This window comes from Carnobacterium divergens DSM 20623, from assembly GCF_000744255.1.
In the GTDB taxonomy this organism is placed as follows: Bacteria; Bacillota; Bacilli; order Lactobacillales; family Carnobacteriaceae; genus Carnobacterium; species Carnobacterium divergens.
Map to the genome: position 1 here is coordinate 1,603,668 of NZ_JQLO01000001.1, position 18,914 is coordinate 1,622,581.

At 28.9% G+C, this 18,914-nt stretch carries 16 protein-coding genes; 3 read left to right on the forward strand and 13 right to left on the reverse strand.

Annotated elements, in window-relative coordinates; genetic code table 11:
- Window positions 1-587: 587 nt before the first annotated feature.
- From BR52_RS07840 to BR52_RS07895, 12 genes are all read right to left on the reverse strand, one after another.
- Window positions 588-1,175 (reverse strand): WxL domain-containing protein, encoded by a 588-nt coding sequence (locus tag BR52_RS07840; RefSeq protein WP_034571157.1) that lies wholly within the window; start codon window positions 1,173-1,175, stop codon window positions 588-590.
- A 1-nt stretch (window position 1,176) separates the two neighbouring features.
- Window positions 1,177-1,446: an LPXTG cell wall anchor domain-containing protein gene (locus BR52_RS07845; protein WP_034571160.1), complete on the reverse strand. Its 270-nt coding sequence runs from the start codon at window positions 1,444-1,446 to the stop codon at window positions 1,177-1,179.
- An 11-nt stretch (window positions 1,447-1,457) separates the two neighbouring features.
- The gene (locus BR52_RS07850) at window positions 1,458-3,527 is read right to left on the reverse strand and encodes a MucBP domain-containing protein (RefSeq protein WP_034571162.1); all 2,070 of its coding nucleotides are present in this window, start codon (window positions 3,525-3,527) and stop codon (window positions 1,458-1,460) included.
- Between the two features lie 231 nt (window positions 3,528-3,758).
- Window positions 3,759-5,168 carry a helix-turn-helix domain-containing protein gene (locus BR52_RS07855; RefSeq protein ID WP_034571164.1) on the reverse strand — a complete coding sequence of 470 codons (1,410 nt, stop codon included), beginning with the start codon at window positions 5,166-5,168 and terminating at the stop codon, window positions 3,759-3,761.
- 60 nt (window positions 5,169-5,228) lie between these two features.
- Window positions 5,229-5,579 (reverse strand): hypothetical protein, encoded by a 351-nt coding sequence (locus BR52_RS07860; protein WP_034571166.1) that lies wholly within the window; start codon window positions 5,577-5,579, stop codon window positions 5,229-5,231.
- Window positions 5,580-5,635: 56 nt separating this feature from the next.
- Window positions 5,636-6,685: a WxLIP family cell surface protein gene (locus BR52_RS07865; RefSeq protein WP_034571168.1), complete on the reverse strand. Its 1,050-nt coding sequence runs from the start codon at window positions 6,683-6,685 to the stop codon at window positions 5,636-5,638.
- 513 nt (window positions 6,686-7,198) lie between these two features.
- Window positions 7,199-8,314, reverse strand: a complete 1,116-nt coding sequence (wecB, locus tag BR52_RS07870) for a non-hydrolyzing UDP-N-acetylglucosamine 2-epimerase (protein WP_034571170.1) — start codon at window positions 8,312-8,314, stop codon at window positions 7,199-7,201.
- Window positions 8,315-8,595: 281 nt separating this feature from the next.
- Window positions 8,596-9,900 carry a glycosyltransferase family 2 protein gene (locus BR52_RS07875; protein WP_034571172.1) on the reverse strand — a complete coding sequence of 435 codons (1,305 nt, stop codon included), beginning with the start codon at window positions 9,898-9,900 and terminating at the stop codon, window positions 8,596-8,598.
- Between the two features lie 240 nt (window positions 9,901-10,140).
- A complete protein-coding gene (locus BR52_RS07880; protein WP_034571174.1) occupies window positions 10,141-11,622 on the reverse strand; it encodes an AcpB/EbpR/MafR family transcriptional regulator in 1,482 nt (493 codons plus the stop codon).
- Between the two features lie 1,198 nt (window positions 11,623-12,820).
- Entirely contained in the window at window positions 12,821-15,073 is a 2,253-nt protein-coding gene (locus tag BR52_RS07885) for an Ig-like domain-containing protein (RefSeq protein ID WP_034571175.1), read from the reverse strand.
- Between the two features lie 119 nt (window positions 15,074-15,192).
- A complete protein-coding gene (locus tag BR52_RS07890; protein ID WP_034571177.1) occupies window positions 15,193-15,405 on the reverse strand; it encodes a hypothetical protein in 213 nt (70 codons plus the stop codon).
- Between the two features lie 862 nt (window positions 15,406-16,267).
- Window positions 16,268-16,981, reverse strand: coding sequence for a response regulator transcription factor (locus tag BR52_RS07895; RefSeq protein WP_244266942.1), 714 nt, complete (start codon window positions 16,979-16,981; stop codon window positions 16,268-16,270).
- A 114-nt stretch (window positions 16,982-17,095) separates the two neighbouring features.
- Here BR52_RS07895 and BR52_RS12860 point away from each other — a divergent pair, with 114 nt between their 5' ends.
- Both BR52_RS12860 and BR52_RS07900 read left to right on the forward strand, forming a co-directional pair.
- Complete coding sequence (locus BR52_RS12860; protein ID WP_156099054.1) at window positions 17,096-17,263, forward strand: hypothetical protein; 168 nt, start codon at window positions 17,096-17,098, stop codon at window positions 17,261-17,263.
- Between the two features lie 43 nt (window positions 17,264-17,306).
- Entirely contained in the window at window positions 17,307-17,501 is a 195-nt protein-coding gene (locus BR52_RS07900; RefSeq protein ID WP_034571180.1) for a hypothetical protein, read from the forward strand.
- 144 nt (window positions 17,502-17,645) lie between these two features.
- Here BR52_RS07900 and BR52_RS07905 read toward each other — a convergent pair whose 3' ends face one another.
- On the reverse strand, window positions 17,646-18,506 hold the full coding sequence (locus BR52_RS07905; protein WP_034571183.1) for a VOC family protein: 861 nt from the start codon (window positions 18,504-18,506) through the stop codon (window positions 17,646-17,648).
- 186 nt (window positions 18,507-18,692) lie between these two features.
- On the opposite strand from BR52_RS07905, the gene BR52_RS07910 reads away from it, so the two are divergent.
- Window positions 18,693-18,878, forward strand: coding sequence for a hypothetical protein (locus tag BR52_RS07910; protein WP_034571185.1), 186 nt, complete (start codon window positions 18,693-18,695; stop codon window positions 18,876-18,878).
- Window positions 18,879-18,914: the final 36 nt, after the last annotated feature.

Here is an 18,914-nt window from a genome sequence, read left to right on the forward strand (position 1 = left end):
TGAAAGATTGCTTTTCTCCTCATTGACCTAATTTGTAGCCCAGACCTTTACAGATAATTATGTTTTATTACCCAATTTTTTTTCGTGTCAAATATTGCCACGATTTTCAATTAAATAATATAAAATTTCAGCTTCTTTGACAGTCAAATGGGCTTCTTCTTAAAATCACTTCAACTCGCTTGACCAATAAATAATTTTTCAACTAGTCAGCTAAGCGACCAATGAAATCATTTAAGTGTCTTATTTGCTAGCAATACTGTTATAAAAACTAACCAATTTTCATACCAAATTATTTTTTCTTTACTTAATACGACTTAATTATCCTGCCCCCAGTTCACGTCACTTTCAAAAGAAGTATAAATAAAAAGGCGCTCTCAAAGCGAATCTCACGCTTAGAGCACCTTATTTTTGCCTCCAACTAACAAAATTGACACAATTGAATTATATCAATTTCGTTGAATTTTTTCTGACATTTCAATTATACATATCATAACGAAAACTTTATATTTTAAGATGATAACTATACAACTCAAAAAATTAAATAAAAATCAAAACAACTAAATGTATATTTGTATTGAATTTAGAGATTATTGATTTGAAACACTATCCATTAATGTCCATGTCAATGTTGTAGTATATTGACCTATAACTTTAGTTGTAACCCCAGGTACACTTAATGATGCATTTCCTGTTTTAAAGTTTTCAGTTGCTAGACCATTACCTTGACCTTTGTTAGCATCCATAATTACTGAAGAGTCTCCATTTGGATTTAAAACAACATTCGATTTCACATTAGCAATTGCTGTTGAATTAGCATCTAATTCTTGTGTATCTAATGTAATTTGCGCGTTAGTTAACTCTTTTTCTCCATTCATAAATTGTCCATCCTGTGCTAATCTTAGTTCCCAACCTGTTTCTGTACCACGTAGGTCTTGTACAGTTGCTTTACTATCTGTTTCAGTTTTATACGTTTCATCTGAACCTGAAATCTCATGATCTCCAAAATTTAAATCAGCAACTTCTAATAGTGTTAACGCTCCATTTGCAGGAGTTTTAAATCCAACATTTCCATTTGACCCTTTATTATCTGCTTCTTCAGCATGTACAATTACTCCACCCATTACGCTTCCTAATACACTTGCAGTTACTAACGATGTCAATAAATTTTTTTTCATTTTAACCATTCTCCTCTTCTTCTTTAGTTTTTAATTTCATTATTCCTATTAAAATTACTATCGATATTCCTATAATAATTATAAATACATTATTTTCACTGCCTGTCTTAGGCAATGATTCATTTGTCTCTGAATTAGGTTTTCCTTCATAAAATCCAACTCTTACTTCACTCTTATGAGAATCAACAACTTCTGCATTAGCAGGAATATCACTCCATAGAAAAATGAATACAGAAAACATTACCATTATTGCTAAAAAAATTTTTTTCATTATATTCACTCCTAACTATTAGGTACTCCATTTTCAAGTGTCCAATCAATAACAGCTTGGTATTCATCAACTAATGCTTTTCCAGCAGGCACTTCTAATTCTAGCCCTACTTTATTGTCTATCCATTCTGAAGATAAATTAACCTCATCATGACTATCTGTTGAATGACTAATTATTTGAGTTTTATCTTTGGTACTAATTATCTCTTTATTTCCATCTTTATCAATAAAGTTTAACGTACTTCCAAGTGCTTTGTTAGATTCTTTTCCAACAAAATCTTTCATTAATTGTGCAGACATAGTCCATGTCGAACCTATAGATCTAAAATCTTCAACAACAAGATCACCTACTTTTGATTCAATAAAATAGTTTTCAGTTTTTGCTGAAAGAATATGATCACCAAAGTTTATTTGTGATGGCGCAGATATGAATACAAGTTGGCCTTTGTATTCATATACGACTGTTTGTGGCTCATTTTTTAAAATACCTTGAGCATTATCAGGTGTCTTGTTCAAAATATAACCATCAAATATTTTACTATCTGTAGAGTAAGAGTCACCAATTTTCCCACTAATTTGTTCTTGTGGAATGATGTCTTTTCCATCATCATCTATATATTTAACTGTAACTGGGGCTGCATTTTCCCTATCTATAATGTGAACTATAGATTTTTTAATAGTTGTATTACCAGATGAATTTTTCACGCTATAGGTAACTTCATAATCCCCACTTATTTTAGGATCAAGTTTAGAATAATCCACAATAACTTGATTTGTTATATTCCCATCAATTGTATCAACAGCGCTAATGTTTTCAAGTAATTTAGTATTAATGTTACCATCATTTAAATCATTAACATAAAAAGTCTTGTCTTCCACAGTTAACGTAGGGTAAAGTTCACTATTTCCATCTTCTGAAAAAATGTTATTAAGTTCAAACTTCGTTTCATCAATTAAAACACCTGATGAAGTAACGATATAATTATACGCCGTTGAATGATACGTTGTTAATTCATCAGTCACACCTGCTTGTAACTGAATCCTGTAACTAATCTGTGAATCAACCTCACCACCCATTTTTTCTATTTCTTCTTCTGATTTAAATTCTATCCAAACTTTTTTTGTTGACTCATTAGGATCAAGAGTAATTGTGTACCATTCTTTTGGAATTTCTATATTAGTTACGTCATTAAAAACTCTAATGTCATTAGTGTCAATATTAGTTGTTCCGGTTCCGCTAAATGGTTCAATACTCCAAGCAAATTTGTAATGTGCATTTGGCGGTAGCTTATAATTACCACCATAATTTATTTGAGTAAAATTTTGTACTAAAAACGAATTTTTATAAAAAATCCCTGTAGGTAATCCTTCAATATCTTCATCTGATTTAGCAAAAAAGTTCCCAACTTCGTTTGGTCCTAATCCCCAAAAAGCATTTAAAAATCCATATGAAGGAGGATTTAAATTTTCCTTTACAATAAAAGAGGGTGTATTATTTATCACTTCCGATTCTTGACCATTAAAATCAGTCGCATTTATTGATACATCGTAACTTTGATCTACTATTCCAGTAATTTTTCCAGAAATTTTAATATCAATTGTTGAATTTCCTACTATTTGTTTTTTTAAAGTTAACTCAAGGACCCCTGATTCTTTATTTAATGATGCAGTAAAAAATTCTTGTAACTGTGGATCGTTCAAAAAAATAGAAGTCATGTCTATCCCATCTACGGGTAACATAATACTAATGGTCGTTCCTTTTTCAATAACATTTCCATCTGAATTAGATATTTTAATGCTTCCTTTGTATAAATCTCCTAAATAATATTCAGTAGCATTAGCAGTATAAGAAATAGCATTATCTGGTAGAGATAAAATAGTATTTTTATTCGATGCTACAAGTTTACTATTAACACTATTATTTTTTTTTAAAACATTTTCTCCAATAGGTATCACCTCTGTAGAAGCAGTATCTACTATTTTTTCAGCCACTACTGTATTTGTCATAAGCATTAAAAACCCATTCAGAATCAATATCCCCAATCCAAAGATTGTAAATAGCTTTTTACTTCTTCTTTTCATCTTAACCCTCCTCTCTTTGTCTTAACAACAATTGTGGTATAAAGTATTTACAAATTTATACTACCATCTTGATAAATATAAATCTTTTTTTTTATTTAAAATAAATTTTCAAAAATTGAAAATTTATTCTAAATTCTCCACGTTCTACCATCACTAATAAAAGGGAACTGTCCCTTTTATTAGTACTGCTTACTAAATGGATTAACCTTATTATTTGTTCAACTTATCATTTTATTTCTGTTTTTTTACAACTGATACTAAATTCCCAAATATTTCCCAATCCTTTGACGTAGGAGGGTTATTCCATATAATATATTTTGATTTGATTTGATTCGTTAAGAAATCAGATAAATAAATATCTGTTTCTTCAGAATATCTATTATCAACTAATACATTTGCAAAAGGCAAATTATCAATAATTGAAGATATAAATGTGTTATATTCTTTACCAATTGAAAAATCAACTGTAACTTTAATTGGTTTTAATAATAGTTTATTAGGTATAACATCAATAAACTTTAGCATCATCGCCATTAAAAAACTTTTGTTTTTATTTTGAATACCAAGAATCTCTATAACTTTTTTGTTTAAACAAATATCTAAACATAACTGATAAATTTCAGAATAATTTTCTTGAAAAACTGATAAATCAGCATTAAATTGACTGTCTAAAATTCTAGTATCATAGTACAAAACTTTAGTAAATAAGGGTATAAAAGACTCTCGAATCTGACTTCTATAGTTATGAAGCTCTTTGTACGAACAAATAATTGTGAATAAATCATCCAATGCAGCTCTAATAGGAATTGGGACAAACATAAAACCATCTAAAAAAAATTCATTGACTTGTAGAAAGTTAATGAATACATACACCTCATCATCAATATTGTCCAGATTAACCAAAAAGGATGCTAAGCAAGATTTTATAGTCTTTATTTGTTCAAATTTAATCTGTCTAAATGATGCTGCTTCATTAAAATGAGAATGATTATTTTGATTTCTTAAATAAGTTATATACAGATAAAATTTCAGCTTTATATAATCTAAATCTGTAACTATTTCAACTAATCTATTATTTTTTAAATCATCTATCAGCTTTTCTGTTTTGTCGATTAACGCTTTATCAAAAGGTTCTTCGTATGCTTTATAAATGGTAGTATAAATATCCGTAAGAAACAAACGTAATTGAGTTTCCGAATACTGATCGGATTCAAAAAAATTTAAATTATAGCTATCTAAAAACTCATTAACATGTTTGCTAATTTTGTAAGCTTTTGACAAACTAATAAAATAGTCCAACGAAAAATCTTCAATTGAATTTTTTTTATACTTCAAAAAATAATCTATGAACGCTAATTTAAAAGATTGTCTACCATAAATCCAAAATAATCTATTAACTGAATCCAAGCCATTCTTACTATAGATATATGCTCTTTTTTTCTTTTCAATGAAAAAAAAACTTTCTAGCTCTAAATGATCAAAATCTTTTATTAGCTCATCCATCAGTTTAGTTGCTTTAAAATAAGTTATGGACAATCTTTTTTCAATATCCGATATTGAAACATTTTGATTTTTTACACCTTCCATGTATGAAAATATCATAAACTTTTCATAATCATCTTTTTCAAAAATAGATTTCATACTTACCACCTTATATACTTGTAATTACAGATATTAACTTATTATTTCGTACTTACAATGTTACACCATTCTTCTACCAAAAATAAGATTTCCTGATATACTGAAATATAAACTACCTAGAAACGATTCTGTAGTATTATCATTATTTAAATTAGCTATATCTTTCTTTTTTAAGTTTACGCCAGAACTTAAATCTAATTTTTGATTCAACAAAGGATGCTTTTTTTCATCATTATCATTCTTTCGATAAAATCCAATACGAGTATATTGATTTTCTGCATCATAGTAATTTTGACTTATAGGTAACTCAGGTATATTTAAGTACAACTGTTCGTGATTCACAGATACATTATCTATATTTGTTACTAAAAGTGCAGTACTAAAATATAGTATAGCAAATTCTATTTTCATTTATTTATCACCATTACAATACAATTTTTCATAAAAGCTATTTTAATTATCATATATTAATCTTTATTTTTCCGGTATTGATTTTTTAATTCTTTAACTTCTTTATTTTTTTTCTGTATATACCAAGCCACGAAAATTAAAAAAATAATTAACAATACACTAATAGATCCAATAAGTACACATGTACTATAATCTTTTTTCTTTATCACTCCAGTGTTATTTAGCTTCTTAGATTCCTTTTCTGATATTTCAAAGTTATCAGTGAACACCCACTTTTCACCCTTAGATTCTACAACTATTTTTGCTGTATACTTTCCAGGCTTTAGCTTTGTTTGATTCGTCCCAATCAAATATTCATATATTGAGTTAGGGGCAACTTGTCCATTAGAGAGTTCATCTGAATAAACAGCTTTTCTTCCCTTACGAGTATATATCTCTCCCCTAATGTTTACTTTGTTAAAAAAAGCAGCCGTATTATTTTTTATAGGGAAATATATATTATTTCTACCATTCGATTGTTTTACTTCTACACTGCCATGCGTTATATTATGTTTAATTAGATCTTTATTTCCATGTAACACTAGTGCAATAGAATAGCTGTATTGATTGCGAACAGCCATACTACTTGTTCCAACATAATCATCTGTAAGCTTTTGTGTAAAATTAAGCCCTCCTGCAATCACTCCATCAAAATCTTCATTTGGTTGAGTAACTTCAAAGATTATATCTTCTTCAGTGTGAGGCGCTAAAACTATTTCAACCTTATCTGCTTTGACAAAATCTTTGATGTCATATTTTAAATCCGCACTCTTATGTTTGCTACTATTCTTATATTCTACTACTCCATTACTATTTGTTGTTGCTTTATCAACATTTGTTTCTATTGTAATTTCTTTATCACTATTATTTTTAACTCTAACTTTTAAATTTTCTTTTTCATTTTTAGTGAATTTTAAATCATAATAAGTGTTTTCTCTATTTAATTGATTTTCTGATGGATACGGAATGACTGAATAATCAACGTTAGAAGCAACCACTTGTCTGACTCCTAACACTAGGCTAATCGGTATGACTATTAAAATTAAAACTAACATTTTTTTATTCATAATAACTTATTCTCCTCATTAAAAAGATGGATCATAAAATTCTATTTTAGTAATTTTTCTAATTATTACACTAGATTTAATAGCGTTTTTATTTATTTTGTATATTGATAATAGTTTTTTATATTAATGAATTAACACAAAAATAAAAGAAAGATATTTACTGATATTGTCATTAAACTTCTTTTTTTTTCTATCTACTTTATTGACATTCATCCAAACTCTCTCAACAATGATGCTAGAAAACACCTCCAAATTTGATGTGCTCTTTTTATTTGTATCTGATTGCTGTGGACATTCTTATCTTGAATCTTTTTTCTAGAAAAAGCTGTGAGTAAAAGAAAGATAAAAAACTTCGATTTTTTTTCAAATGGATAAAACATGAATAATTGAAGTGTTATCCTTCTTTCTCATCAGAAGAAAAATTTTACAATACTAAACGAATCTCCATATATTCCAAGTGAAGTTAAGTTTATTATAATTTTCCATAACCGCTTTTTTATTATTGGTACCAATCTAATTTTTTTTGAATTTTTTAATAATATTTAAAATTTTCTTTGCAGCTTCTCCGTCTCCATAAGGATTTTGAGCAATAGACATTTTTGTATACATTTCTTGATTTTCTAGTAATTCAACCATTACTTCTTTTACAGTTTCTTTTTCTGTCCCTATCAATTTTAATGTTCCTACCGCTACACCTTCTGGTCGTTCTGTTGTATCTCTTAAAACTAATACAGGTATTCCTAGAGAAGGGGCTTCTTCTTGAATCCCCCCAGAATCTGTCATAACCATATAGCTCATTGCGATTAAATGATGAAAATCAATCACATCTAAAGGTTCAATTAAATGAATCCGAGGATGGTTTTCTAAAAATTTGATTGCTAACTTTTGAATCACTGGATTTAAATGAACAGGATAAACAATCTCTACATCTGGGTACATTTCAATAACTTCTCTAATAGCTGTAAAAACATGTTCCATCGGTTCGCCTTGATTTTCTCGTCGGTGCATCGTCAATAAAATAATTCGATTATGAGAATTATAAGGAACAAATATTTCACTTTTATTTTCTAAGCTAATTGTTCTTTTTAAAGCATCAATTGCTGTATTCCCTGTTACATAAATATTTTTTGTATCACGTTGCTCTTTGCGTAGATTTTCTTCACTATTGACTGTTGGCGCAAAATAAAAATCTGTCATAACATCTGTTAACTGGCGATTCATTTCTTCTGGAAATGGTGAATACTTATTCCAAGTCCGAAGACCAGCTTCTACATGACCGATTTTGATTTGATTGTAAAATGCAGCTAAACTAGCAGCTAACGTGGTGGTAGTGTCTCCATGAACAAGGACAATATCTGGTTTGACCTCCTTCATCACCTTATCTAATTGCATTAAGACATTTGATGTAATTTCAGCTAATGATTGATTAGATTTCATCACATTTAAGTCATAATCAACTTTTACATCAAATGCTTTTAGCACTTGATCCATCATTTGTCGATGTTGCGCAGTGGCAACTACAATTGACTCGAATACTTCTTTTTGATTCTCTAGTTCTAGTATGATAGGAGCCATTTTGATGGCTTCTGGTCGTGTTCCAAAAATTGTCATTACTTTGATTTTATGCATAATTATCACTTCTACTTTCTTAAAATAATGTTTAGTCAGTCTCTAGATAGATAAATAAAAAGAGATTAAAAATAAGCACACCCCTGCTATAAAAAATAAATTTAATTTTTTTTTAGTTTTCATCCTACTTCCCCCCCTTTATAACAAAATAAAAACTTCCATTGTTGTCCTTTATTTATATACTTTTCTAGGTGAAAATACCCCTGGTGCTTAACGTTTTTTAATTAAACAGCATCATAAAAAACAACTTCTTCCGTTAAAATATCTAACTAAACAACACCTTACTGATTTCGATCAAAAGTAGCACTATGAACTGTTTTTTTCCAATTATTTTGTGGCTTGAACCAAGTAAAAAAACCAACTATTTGTGCTGCCATATACGTAATAGAATTCCAAACAAATCCTACAATTAATCTAAAATAAAGAATAACTTTATCTATAAATTTTTCTCTCTCATCAAAATACGTACCCGCTTCTTGTAAAAAATATACTGTTGGAATAATGACAAGATTTAAAAATTCAATCACTAGCCAAAATAATAATACTGAAAATAAATCTGGTAAATAAATTAACAGGCGTTTATCTAGTATTGCCAATGAAATGATTATTAAAAATGCAATAGGACGAACCATTGAGTACGAATAGAATAGCGTTTCACATTTACTTAGACCCTCAATAATTGATTTCGCATGGAAAATAGATTTCATTTGTTTCCATGTTGTAGTAAATGCAACAAACCAATGACCTTGTGCCCATCTTGTTCGTTGATTATGACTTGCAATCACTGAATTTGGTTTTTCATCATATACAACTGCAAAATGGTTCCATCCGCTCTTTTTACTTTGAAGGGATAATTCAACCTGTAGTTCAAAATCTTCTGTATAGCTACGAGGATTCCAACCGTTTTTTTCTAAATACATTGTTTGCAAAACAAATCCGGTTCCGCCAATTGCAGCATTCCAACCAAGTCGATAATTGGCATATTGAACTGCTCGATTTGTAATAAAATAAACTGCTGCATAGCCAGAGGCTGTCATTGAAGTTGCCACATTTTTCACACCTAAATAGCCTTGAACTACTGTGAGTTCTGGTTTTGCAATCAACTGAGAGTTCATTTCCATTAAATAGTCTTTATCCACAATATTATCTGCGTCAATAAAAGCAATGTAGTCATATACTTTCCAACGACCCGTTTCAATAAACCTTGCAATAGCATGTGGTTTCCCTCTTGGTTCATCAGGTTTTGAAGTGTTGACAAAAGCTTCCGCTCTTTTATATTTCTCAATCACTTCAACCGTATGGTCTGTGCAATTATCAGCAATGATAACAATATCAAATAGAGCTGGATCATAATTTTGATTTATTAAACTCTCTATCGTAGGTCCTATTACATCCTCTTCATTATGCGCCGGCACTAAAAATAAAAATCTATGTTGGTCTTTTGCAATTTGATAATCTCTTTTGGGTTTAATTAATCCAAATAGAGATAGCATTGTAAAATAAATTAAATTCGCAAATACAACTGTAACTAATATGATACAAATGACCTCTAGAGGTAAATATATATAATTTGGTAAATCAAGCATTTTTTAATCTCCCTTTTCATTTTGAGTTATTTATAAAAAAAATTATTATTGGATTTTTATCTTATAAAGCATTTAAATAGTGATTTCATTAGTATAAGAAATGATTTTTCCAATAAATTTATTATAGACTATATTTTTTTTAAAAAAATTCCAATTATTCCTTTTGAAAATGGAATTTCTGACATAAAAAACCAACACTATTTATTAATACAGATCAATTCTATTCGTTTATTCAATCAATTATTTCCCAAATTTTTTAGTCAATTTAGCAAGATTATAAGCGGCTAATAATTCTGACCAGTCTTCTTCTGTTGGATAAATTTGAAAACAAAGTACCTCTGTATTTGAAACAGACAGTGTTGATAGATTAGTAATAATTACATCATAATTATTTTTTTCAATATTTTTTAGAATTTGTTCAAAATGAAGTGATCCAGTTACTATCGTTGTATTAAATTTATCATTGAATCTATAATCCACCTCTTCTTTAATCATTTTTGTATGATTCTCATCTGTATAATAAACAATTCCCAGATTTAAGGTAATAAATTGGTTTTCCATTTTTATAAAATATTTCTCTAAATGAGTAAGCAAGACATACATATAATTATTTAGTTCATAGTCTTCAATAAACTCATTTTCAAATATTCTTTTTATCTGTTTTAATATAAAATACATCCCTTCAGAATAGTCTTTACTAAAATACTGAATGACTTCTGAAATATGATCGTATAAAATAAAAGGTTTTCCATATTGCAGCATTCTAATATTACATAGGTGAACCATTACTTTTTCTTTTTCTGCTTTAGGAAGTTTGATTTGATATTCACGTGTTACGTTCTCAAGTAAACACTCAAATTGCAAGATAGTTTCATGAACTTCAGGATTAATAAATGAAGAGTCTTTTAGTTGCTGATAACTAAAACAAAATCGTCCATTTAAAAATGGACGAAATAATTGCAATAACAACTGCTCATCTACTTTTATACGAAAGGCATTTTCTATTTTTTTTAAGATAAGAGTATTATTTAAAGCCGAAAAATTTATTCTTGAATCTTGTTGAACAATAGTTTCAAAAAAATGACCATGCTTTATTCGAATTAATTTAATTAGTAAAAATATTTCTATTCTTTCTTTGGAAAAAAAATCTAATACAATATTGTTTGTATCCGTTAAGTAATCAACTAAGTTTCCAACTGCTTTTACTTGATTCTTACTAAAAACATCTTTATTTAATGGGTAGCATTCAATTAGGTAATGAATATAGAAATTGATTATTTTAATTTCATTTCCTATAAGTTTAAGTGGATTTAATTTTATTTCCATCTCTTCTTCTTTTAAAACAGAATTCATTTTTTTTATAATTCTTCTCAAGGATGATGAACTTATATACATATCTTCAGCTAAATTATCTACCGAATATTGTTCACAAAATAATAATTTTTCAAGAATATTGAATTCTTTGCTTTCAAGAAGAAAACAGTTATATATATAAGCTATTGAATAATTTTTAGGAATAACTAATTTTAATCCGCCTTTCCCTGTTTCTAGAATTTTAATGGGGGAAAATAACTCATTAGCACGCTCGATATCTGTTTTTAATGTTTTATTTGTCATATTTAAACTTACACAAATATCACGTATCAATAATCCCTCTTCTTTGTATACAAGCTCCATTAATTGTAAAAGTCGTTCATCTTTTTCGGATAATAAATTTTTCACGATTATGACACTTCTCCTCTTCATGTAGTCTCTCTTCTCACATAGGAGTTTTATCTTAACAGTTTAATATTATAAAATAAAATATTTTTTTATAATTCAATCTATTCTTTTTTTTAATAGTTATAAATTCAATCTCAGACACATTCCAATACAAAATCAATTTGAATACATGTGGATGTAGAGTAGCAACTGAGAAAATTTAAATTAAACTAGAAAAAGGAATACACAAATAATCGTTTTCGATAACAAACAAAATTAAAAATAGCATATAATATCTTTCTATGATTATGGAATTGCAATTGATTCTCAATTTAATTAAAAGGTGACAAAAATTATAAAGAAGTCCAAATCTTTTACAATAATCGATGAATTTGCAGTATATTAGCCTTTTATTTTCAATGCATTTTGAATAAAAATTCTTTCTACTTAATCAATCTATCGATAAAAAATATCTTGCCTATTGACTTCAATCCATAACTTCTCAAATATAAATTTTTACTATCATTATTTATTTTTTACTTAAGTAAAAGTCGTGATTTTTTTGATTCCTCACTGTGTTATAAAACGTTGATGAATTTGATAGTTACTTGTCTTTTTATTCTTTTATACGAACTATATCTTGCTTGATTTACGAATAAGACTTAACCTTTCAATCCAATTTTACGTATGATTCGGTAATTTTTTCTCTTTTCTTCAAAACGAATTGAGTACAAATATATCCATAATTTTTCTTGTTTTAATTAAAGTTTACTTAGATTTTTTTCTAATGATGTATTTGAACTTTACTGTTCTAATCATTTACGCTCATACTTACAAGTCACATTAAGCTATTCTGCGGCTTTAAGAAGGATCGTCCACGAAATCTCTTCACATCTTACAGATGATTCAAACATCTTGTTCTTGAGGTGATTTAAACTATTCATTTCTATAGAGCAATTTTTTATAAAAATAAACTCTTTGCGTAATAATTCGTTATCGTATTCTACTTTTTTTTCACTTGTTAGGATTTCTTTTAAATTATTTATTTCTTTTTCAACATAAAAAAATTTGATAAAGCGTCTTCATTATTTTGATTAGCTTCAATTATATTTTAAATTCATATTCTTACTTAGTTAATTAAAAAAGCCCTTAGAATCAGATTTTTAGTCTCATTCTAAGAACCACTAAACTTTCACATAAATCTCTTTTTACATTTTTATTATTTATCTACGACTAAATAACATTTTCCATCTACAACTTTTGTTGAAAATGTCACGTTGGAGATTGTACGTGTATCAATTTTAGAAAATTTATCTCGTACTGGTGTTTGTTCAAACAAGTGTGCCTCGTGACCTGATTCTAATAAATCTTGTTCTGTTGTTTCAATACTTTCACTTTCAATTTTCACTTTTACTTTATACATACCTTTATCCAAAGCTGTTAATTGTTCATTAGTAAAAATAGCTTGATAGCCATTATAACGACCAACCCCATTATCCCAATCTAAATTAGCTCCGTTTGTTGAAGCTACTTCTTTTTCTTCACTATCAACTAATGAAATTGTTTTTTTGATCCCGTCTTTATTACTTAGATCCCAGCTTCCATTATCAATCAAACCTTCTAAAATTAATCCATAATCTTGCCAGTATCCCTTTGTAAAATTATTAAATGTCTTTTCTTCTAACTTTGTTACAATTACTGTTGTGGTGTCAGAAATTTCTTCACCATTCTTTTGAACAGCACTTACTTCTGTCCCTGCTTTTAATGGTTCAGTCAGTGGGAATGTCCAACGTCCATCTGTCCCAACGATTACTTCTCCGGCTACTTTACCATCAATTGTGATTATAACTGTATTTCCTGGTTCACCAAGGCCATTGATTACTTTATTAATATCTAAAATTTTATCAATTGAAGGAGCAGGTATTTTTGATGCTTCATGAATAACCGTTTCTGTTGTAGCTTTTGATACACCATTTTCATTTTTTTGAACAGCACTTACTTGATCATTTTCGTTTAATGGTGCTTCTAATGGATATGACCATGTTCCGTTATCATTTACTGTTACTTCTCCAATAACTTCTCCGTTAACAGTAAGTTCAACCGTATTTCCCGGCTCACCTGTTCCATTTAATGAAGTATCTTTATCAGTTATAGTTTCCATTCCTGGGGCGTCAATAATAATTTCTTTTTTACCTTGACCACTGATACGACCGTAATCATCCATTTGAAAGATTTTTTCTAATTCTGCATTTGATGATGTTGTATTAATAGAAGTATATTTATCCATTTCTGTATTTAACACCATTGAATCATAACTTAATTCTGGAGAGCGTTCATAGTTACCTCCAGTTTTGTTCCATGCATTTAATGAAACATTATTAAATGATAGTAAGGAAGACTTTCCAAAAAAGATGTTTCCTTTTTCCTTATGATTCAATAAATCATAGTTACTTTCAATTAAATTAAATTCAGAAAATTTGCTCATATCAATTAAGTTCTTTGTATTTCCTTCAAGTTTAATAGTAGAATCAATTACGTTCACAACTGTTTCCTTCTCATTTATATCAATTATGGCATCGTTGTTCAAACCTAAGCTATTTACCTCTAAAATTGCTTTGTTAGTTATATTTATTTTAGGTGTTTCATTAAAATTATGACCATTCACTTTAAAGGCTTTTCCTGGAGTTTTAATAGATAACTTACTTCCATCTTTTATATTAATTTGAGATATTTTGTCAAAAAATACTGGATAACTATTATTGCCATCTGGAGAAAGATCGATATTTACTTTAGCGTTTTGGTTAATTGAAACAGAACCATTAACATCTGTTCCACTAAAATAAAATGCAGAAAATGAAGCTCCCTCTGTAGCAGCAGTACCGTTATACTCACTATCATTAGCAAAAATAACATGTCTAACCCACGCATTTTCTGCTTTAGTACTTACATTATTTTTTCCAGAGAATATAACAGTACTGTTTTGAGCAACAATAAATCGCTTACCTTTAAAATTAGAATTATCTATATTTACTTGCCAGTTATCACCATTAGCTAGAAATAGTTTTGCATTATCTACTTCTTTAGCATTTACATTTAAATTTGTTACAGAAAATACACCTGGTGTTGTATTGTTAACGCCTTTAATATGATGATTATTCAGCTCTAATGTATTTCCTCGTCCATCTATTTTTAAGTTTCTTGCCGGAATATCTACTACGTCTTTAGATAAATCGATATTTCTCATAAAAATAATATTTTCAACTGATACATTTTTTAACGCCGCAACAAGTTCTTCTGCTGTACTTACCTCAACAGTTGTCCCATTTACTTTATTATTAACAGCGTCGACAGATTCAGTTGCTTGAGCAGCTAGCGGTAAAATAGCACTACCTAAGGTTAAAACTACTGCACTAAAGGTCACCGTTCTCTTTAAATACTTTGCACTAAATTTCATCATCTCTTCTTTTTTCATTTTTTCATTCAACCTCTTTCTCTATTTATCTCTATTTATCTCTATTTTTATTTATTACCTCTCCATATATTTAAGTTTTTTTATAGGGAACTTATAAACCCGTACTTATAAAATTAGTTTTATCTGAATTTCAAACTTAAGCACTCTTCCCATACATCAATACATTTTATATATTTCACGTTATAAAATTTTTCTAAAATAATTTTTTTTACTTCGTCTAAAGAATATTCGACATTCAAAGCTAATACCTTTGAAACTTTTAAATCATTTATTGTCATAAATTCAATATAATAAATAACATCATCATTCCAATACTTGTCAATTAATCCCATTTCAACCTCCTTGTCTCCTACCTTATATTAAATTAAAATTCATAAGTTTATAATTAAAAAAATTCTTCTTTAGTTCTTTTTGGATTTATTTTCTAGGTTCTACTAATCATTTGTTTCTAAAACTTTTTTTCAACAAAATTAGTATACTTTATTTTATTCCAAAATAATTTCCAATTTTTCCTTATAAAAATAACTTTTTTGACACAATACAATATAAATATGTCAATTTAAAAGATAAATTACGTATTTTTTTTGCGCTATTTTGAACTATTAAAGCAAGCGATTCCATTGCGAATTTTTGTATAAACTAAAAAAACGTATATCTTTCAAATTTGATTAATATTTACGTTATTTCTAATAGATGATCAATTTTATCTCAAACAACTATGTCTAAAATATTAAATTTTCTTAGACTTTTTTTGTATAAAACATTAACAATTTTAATTCCTTGAGTGATCGTAACTGCTAGTTTTATCGATTGAAATACTAAGTTTTTTTCGAATTTTTTTTTACTCAGACGATGGGGATGGACTTGCACCTTACTGTTTGACCAGTTGTTTGATAAATATATGAGTATTACAGATATTTATGAGACTGTACATTCATCATTATAAGAGTTTGAATACTTTTCGATGTTAGATAAAACATGGCTTAAGTTTTATTGCCGTCGTCAAGTAGAGAAAGGTCATTTTTATTCATTAATTTCTGCTACTATTAGTGCAATTATTAATTTTTATCCTTATTTTCCTTCACTTTTTTACTATTCAAATCATGCCAAAGCTTCGTAAAGCCATTATGTAATTTATCTGTATTTTTCAAAAAAAAAAAGCATCTTCCATTAAATGAAAGATTGCTTTTCTCCTCATTGACCTAATTTGTAGCCCAGACCTTTACAGGTGATAATATTTTGTTGACCAATTTTTTTCCGTAAATTTTTGATATGTGTGTCTAATGAACGATCATTTACATCATAATCGTACTCCCAGACGCTTTCAATCAATTTTTTTCGTGTGACAATATTGCCCCGGTTTTCAATTAAATAATGTAAAATTTCGGCTTCCTTAACGGTCAAATTGGCTTCTTTCCCTTCATGTAATACCTTTAAGTTATCCAACTCAATCGTATAGTCTCCAATGATTGTTTTTGTTTGCTTTATTGGATTACTTCTTCTTAAAATCGCTTCAACTCGCTTCACCAATAGTAACGGTGAGAATGGTTTTTCAACAAAATCATCTGCAAGTTTACTAAAGCTCACTAGTTGGGTTTGCTCATCTACCATTGCTGTTAAAACAATGATTGGTACTTGAGAAAAGGAGCGAACTTTCGTTAACAATTCAATTCCATCCATTCCAGGAAGCATGATATCCACAATAATTAAATCGATGGCTTTATTCATTGAAATAAACTCATAGGCTTTTTCACCATTATCAAAAGATTCCACTGTGTATCCTTTTTCTCTTAAAAAAATTGAAATCACTTCATTTGTATTTAGATCATCTTCTACGACTAAAATTGTTTTATTCACAATAACTTTGCCTACTTTCGTTGCAATCTTTAATAGTACAATAGCATACAACTTACCTCTTGGAAAAGGGCTTCATAAAAACTTCAGATAAGATACAGATGAATTCCATACATTTTTTGACAATTCTCTTCTATACTTGACTTAATTCAAGAAAGGAGCAATTTTATGAAATCAAAAAAATTAAAAATGATCATTACTTGTTTAACAATGGCTTTTATCTCTTTAGGGTTAATGACTGGCTGTGGGAAAAAAGAGAACGATAAAAAGGAACTAACACCAACGGCTACTTCAGAAATTAATGGTAAAAAGGTACAATTAGCGCCTATGAAATAATTATATTCTAGAATACCAATAACTGATGAAAGGAATTATTTTTATGAAATCAAAAAAATTAAAACTAATCGTTGTTGCACTCGCGTCTTTATTTGTTTCAACAAGCTTTTTAGCAGGTTGTGGTAAGAAAGAGGCAGATGAACAGACTAAAACGACTGTAAAAGAAATAGATGGGAAAAAAGTCAAAGTTACTGAACAAGGTAATGGTACTGCAAAAATAGAAATGCCTGATAAATAATTGGACTAAATAGGATTACTGTTGTCTGTAAAAACAAATGAACCGATTGAATGTTATTTAGCGTCAATCGGTTCATTCATTTTTTTATGACTAAAAAGAGTACCTCAATTCATTAAAAATCAATTTTGAGGTACTTGCTATTAGTTATTTTTCAACTTTCACTAAAAGATGAATTCCATTTGGATCAGTCACAGCAAGTGTCGTATCATTTTCTCTCCACTCAAAAGGATACTCTGCGTCATTCAATCGCAACGCGATTGCTTGGGTATCTTCTGCTGATGGTACCTCGATGGTAAAATAATTTAATCCTCGCATATCTTCTGGCAATGGTGGTAAATGACGACCTGACCAGATGTTGGTTCCTATATGGTGATGATAGTCCCCAGCGGCAATAAATTTAGCAGAATTTTGTAATGTTGATTTTAAAGACATTCCAATTAATTCTACATAAAAATCTTCTGTTTTCGCTAAATCTGCTACAGTCAAATGAACATGACCAACCGTCGTTCCAGATGGCATCCCCCTAAAATTTCCTGTTGCTTCTCCTAAAACACCTTCTGCATCCATTTCAATCGTGATGCCCTCAATACGACCATCTGATTCAATCGTCCAAACTTCTTTTGGTTTATCGCGATAAATTTCAATCCCATTCCCTTCAGGATCCGTTAAATAAATTGCTTCGCTATATCCATGATCACTTGCACCTGCTAATGGATAGTTAACCTTTAATAGATGGTATAAGCTATCCCCTAGATTTTTTCGTTCTGGAAGTAAAAAGGCAATGTGGTATAAGCCGGTTGTTGATTGACTTTTCTTTTGCGGGGTTACTTTTTGAAGCCTTAATAAAATTTTTTCATCCTCTTGATTGCCAAGTTGTATTTCTGTTTCTGTTTGCTTTTTTACATCTAATCCAATTATTTCTTGGTAGAATTCGCTCATTAATGGCAAGTTTTCAACTTTTAAGGCCACCATTCCAATATGGGCTGCTGGGTGAATATTTGTCATAGTCTATCATCCTTTCCGATCTCACTTTACTAGTTAAATCTATTTAACAATACTTTTTTTATTACTTCAAGTAATAAACTTCTTTTTTTGTAAGTTTAGTGTTCAATTCATATCTTTTGCATATTTTAACCATTAAAGGTAGGATGAGATTAGAAGTAACTAGAGAAATTTGAGGAGGAATTTAAGATGTCAAATACAACTAAAGAACAAGTCAACCATTATCTAGTCGAAGCAAAAAAAGAAGTCGATCGATTAACAACACACCGCACAGAAAATTTAGCAGACGCCATTAACTACATCGAAAATGAACTGAAAATCGAAACCTTAAAAGGTGAAATCACAGCCTATGAAAAAGTATTAAATCTTCTATAGTAAAAAAGCATTGCGAAAATTTCGCAATGCTTTTTA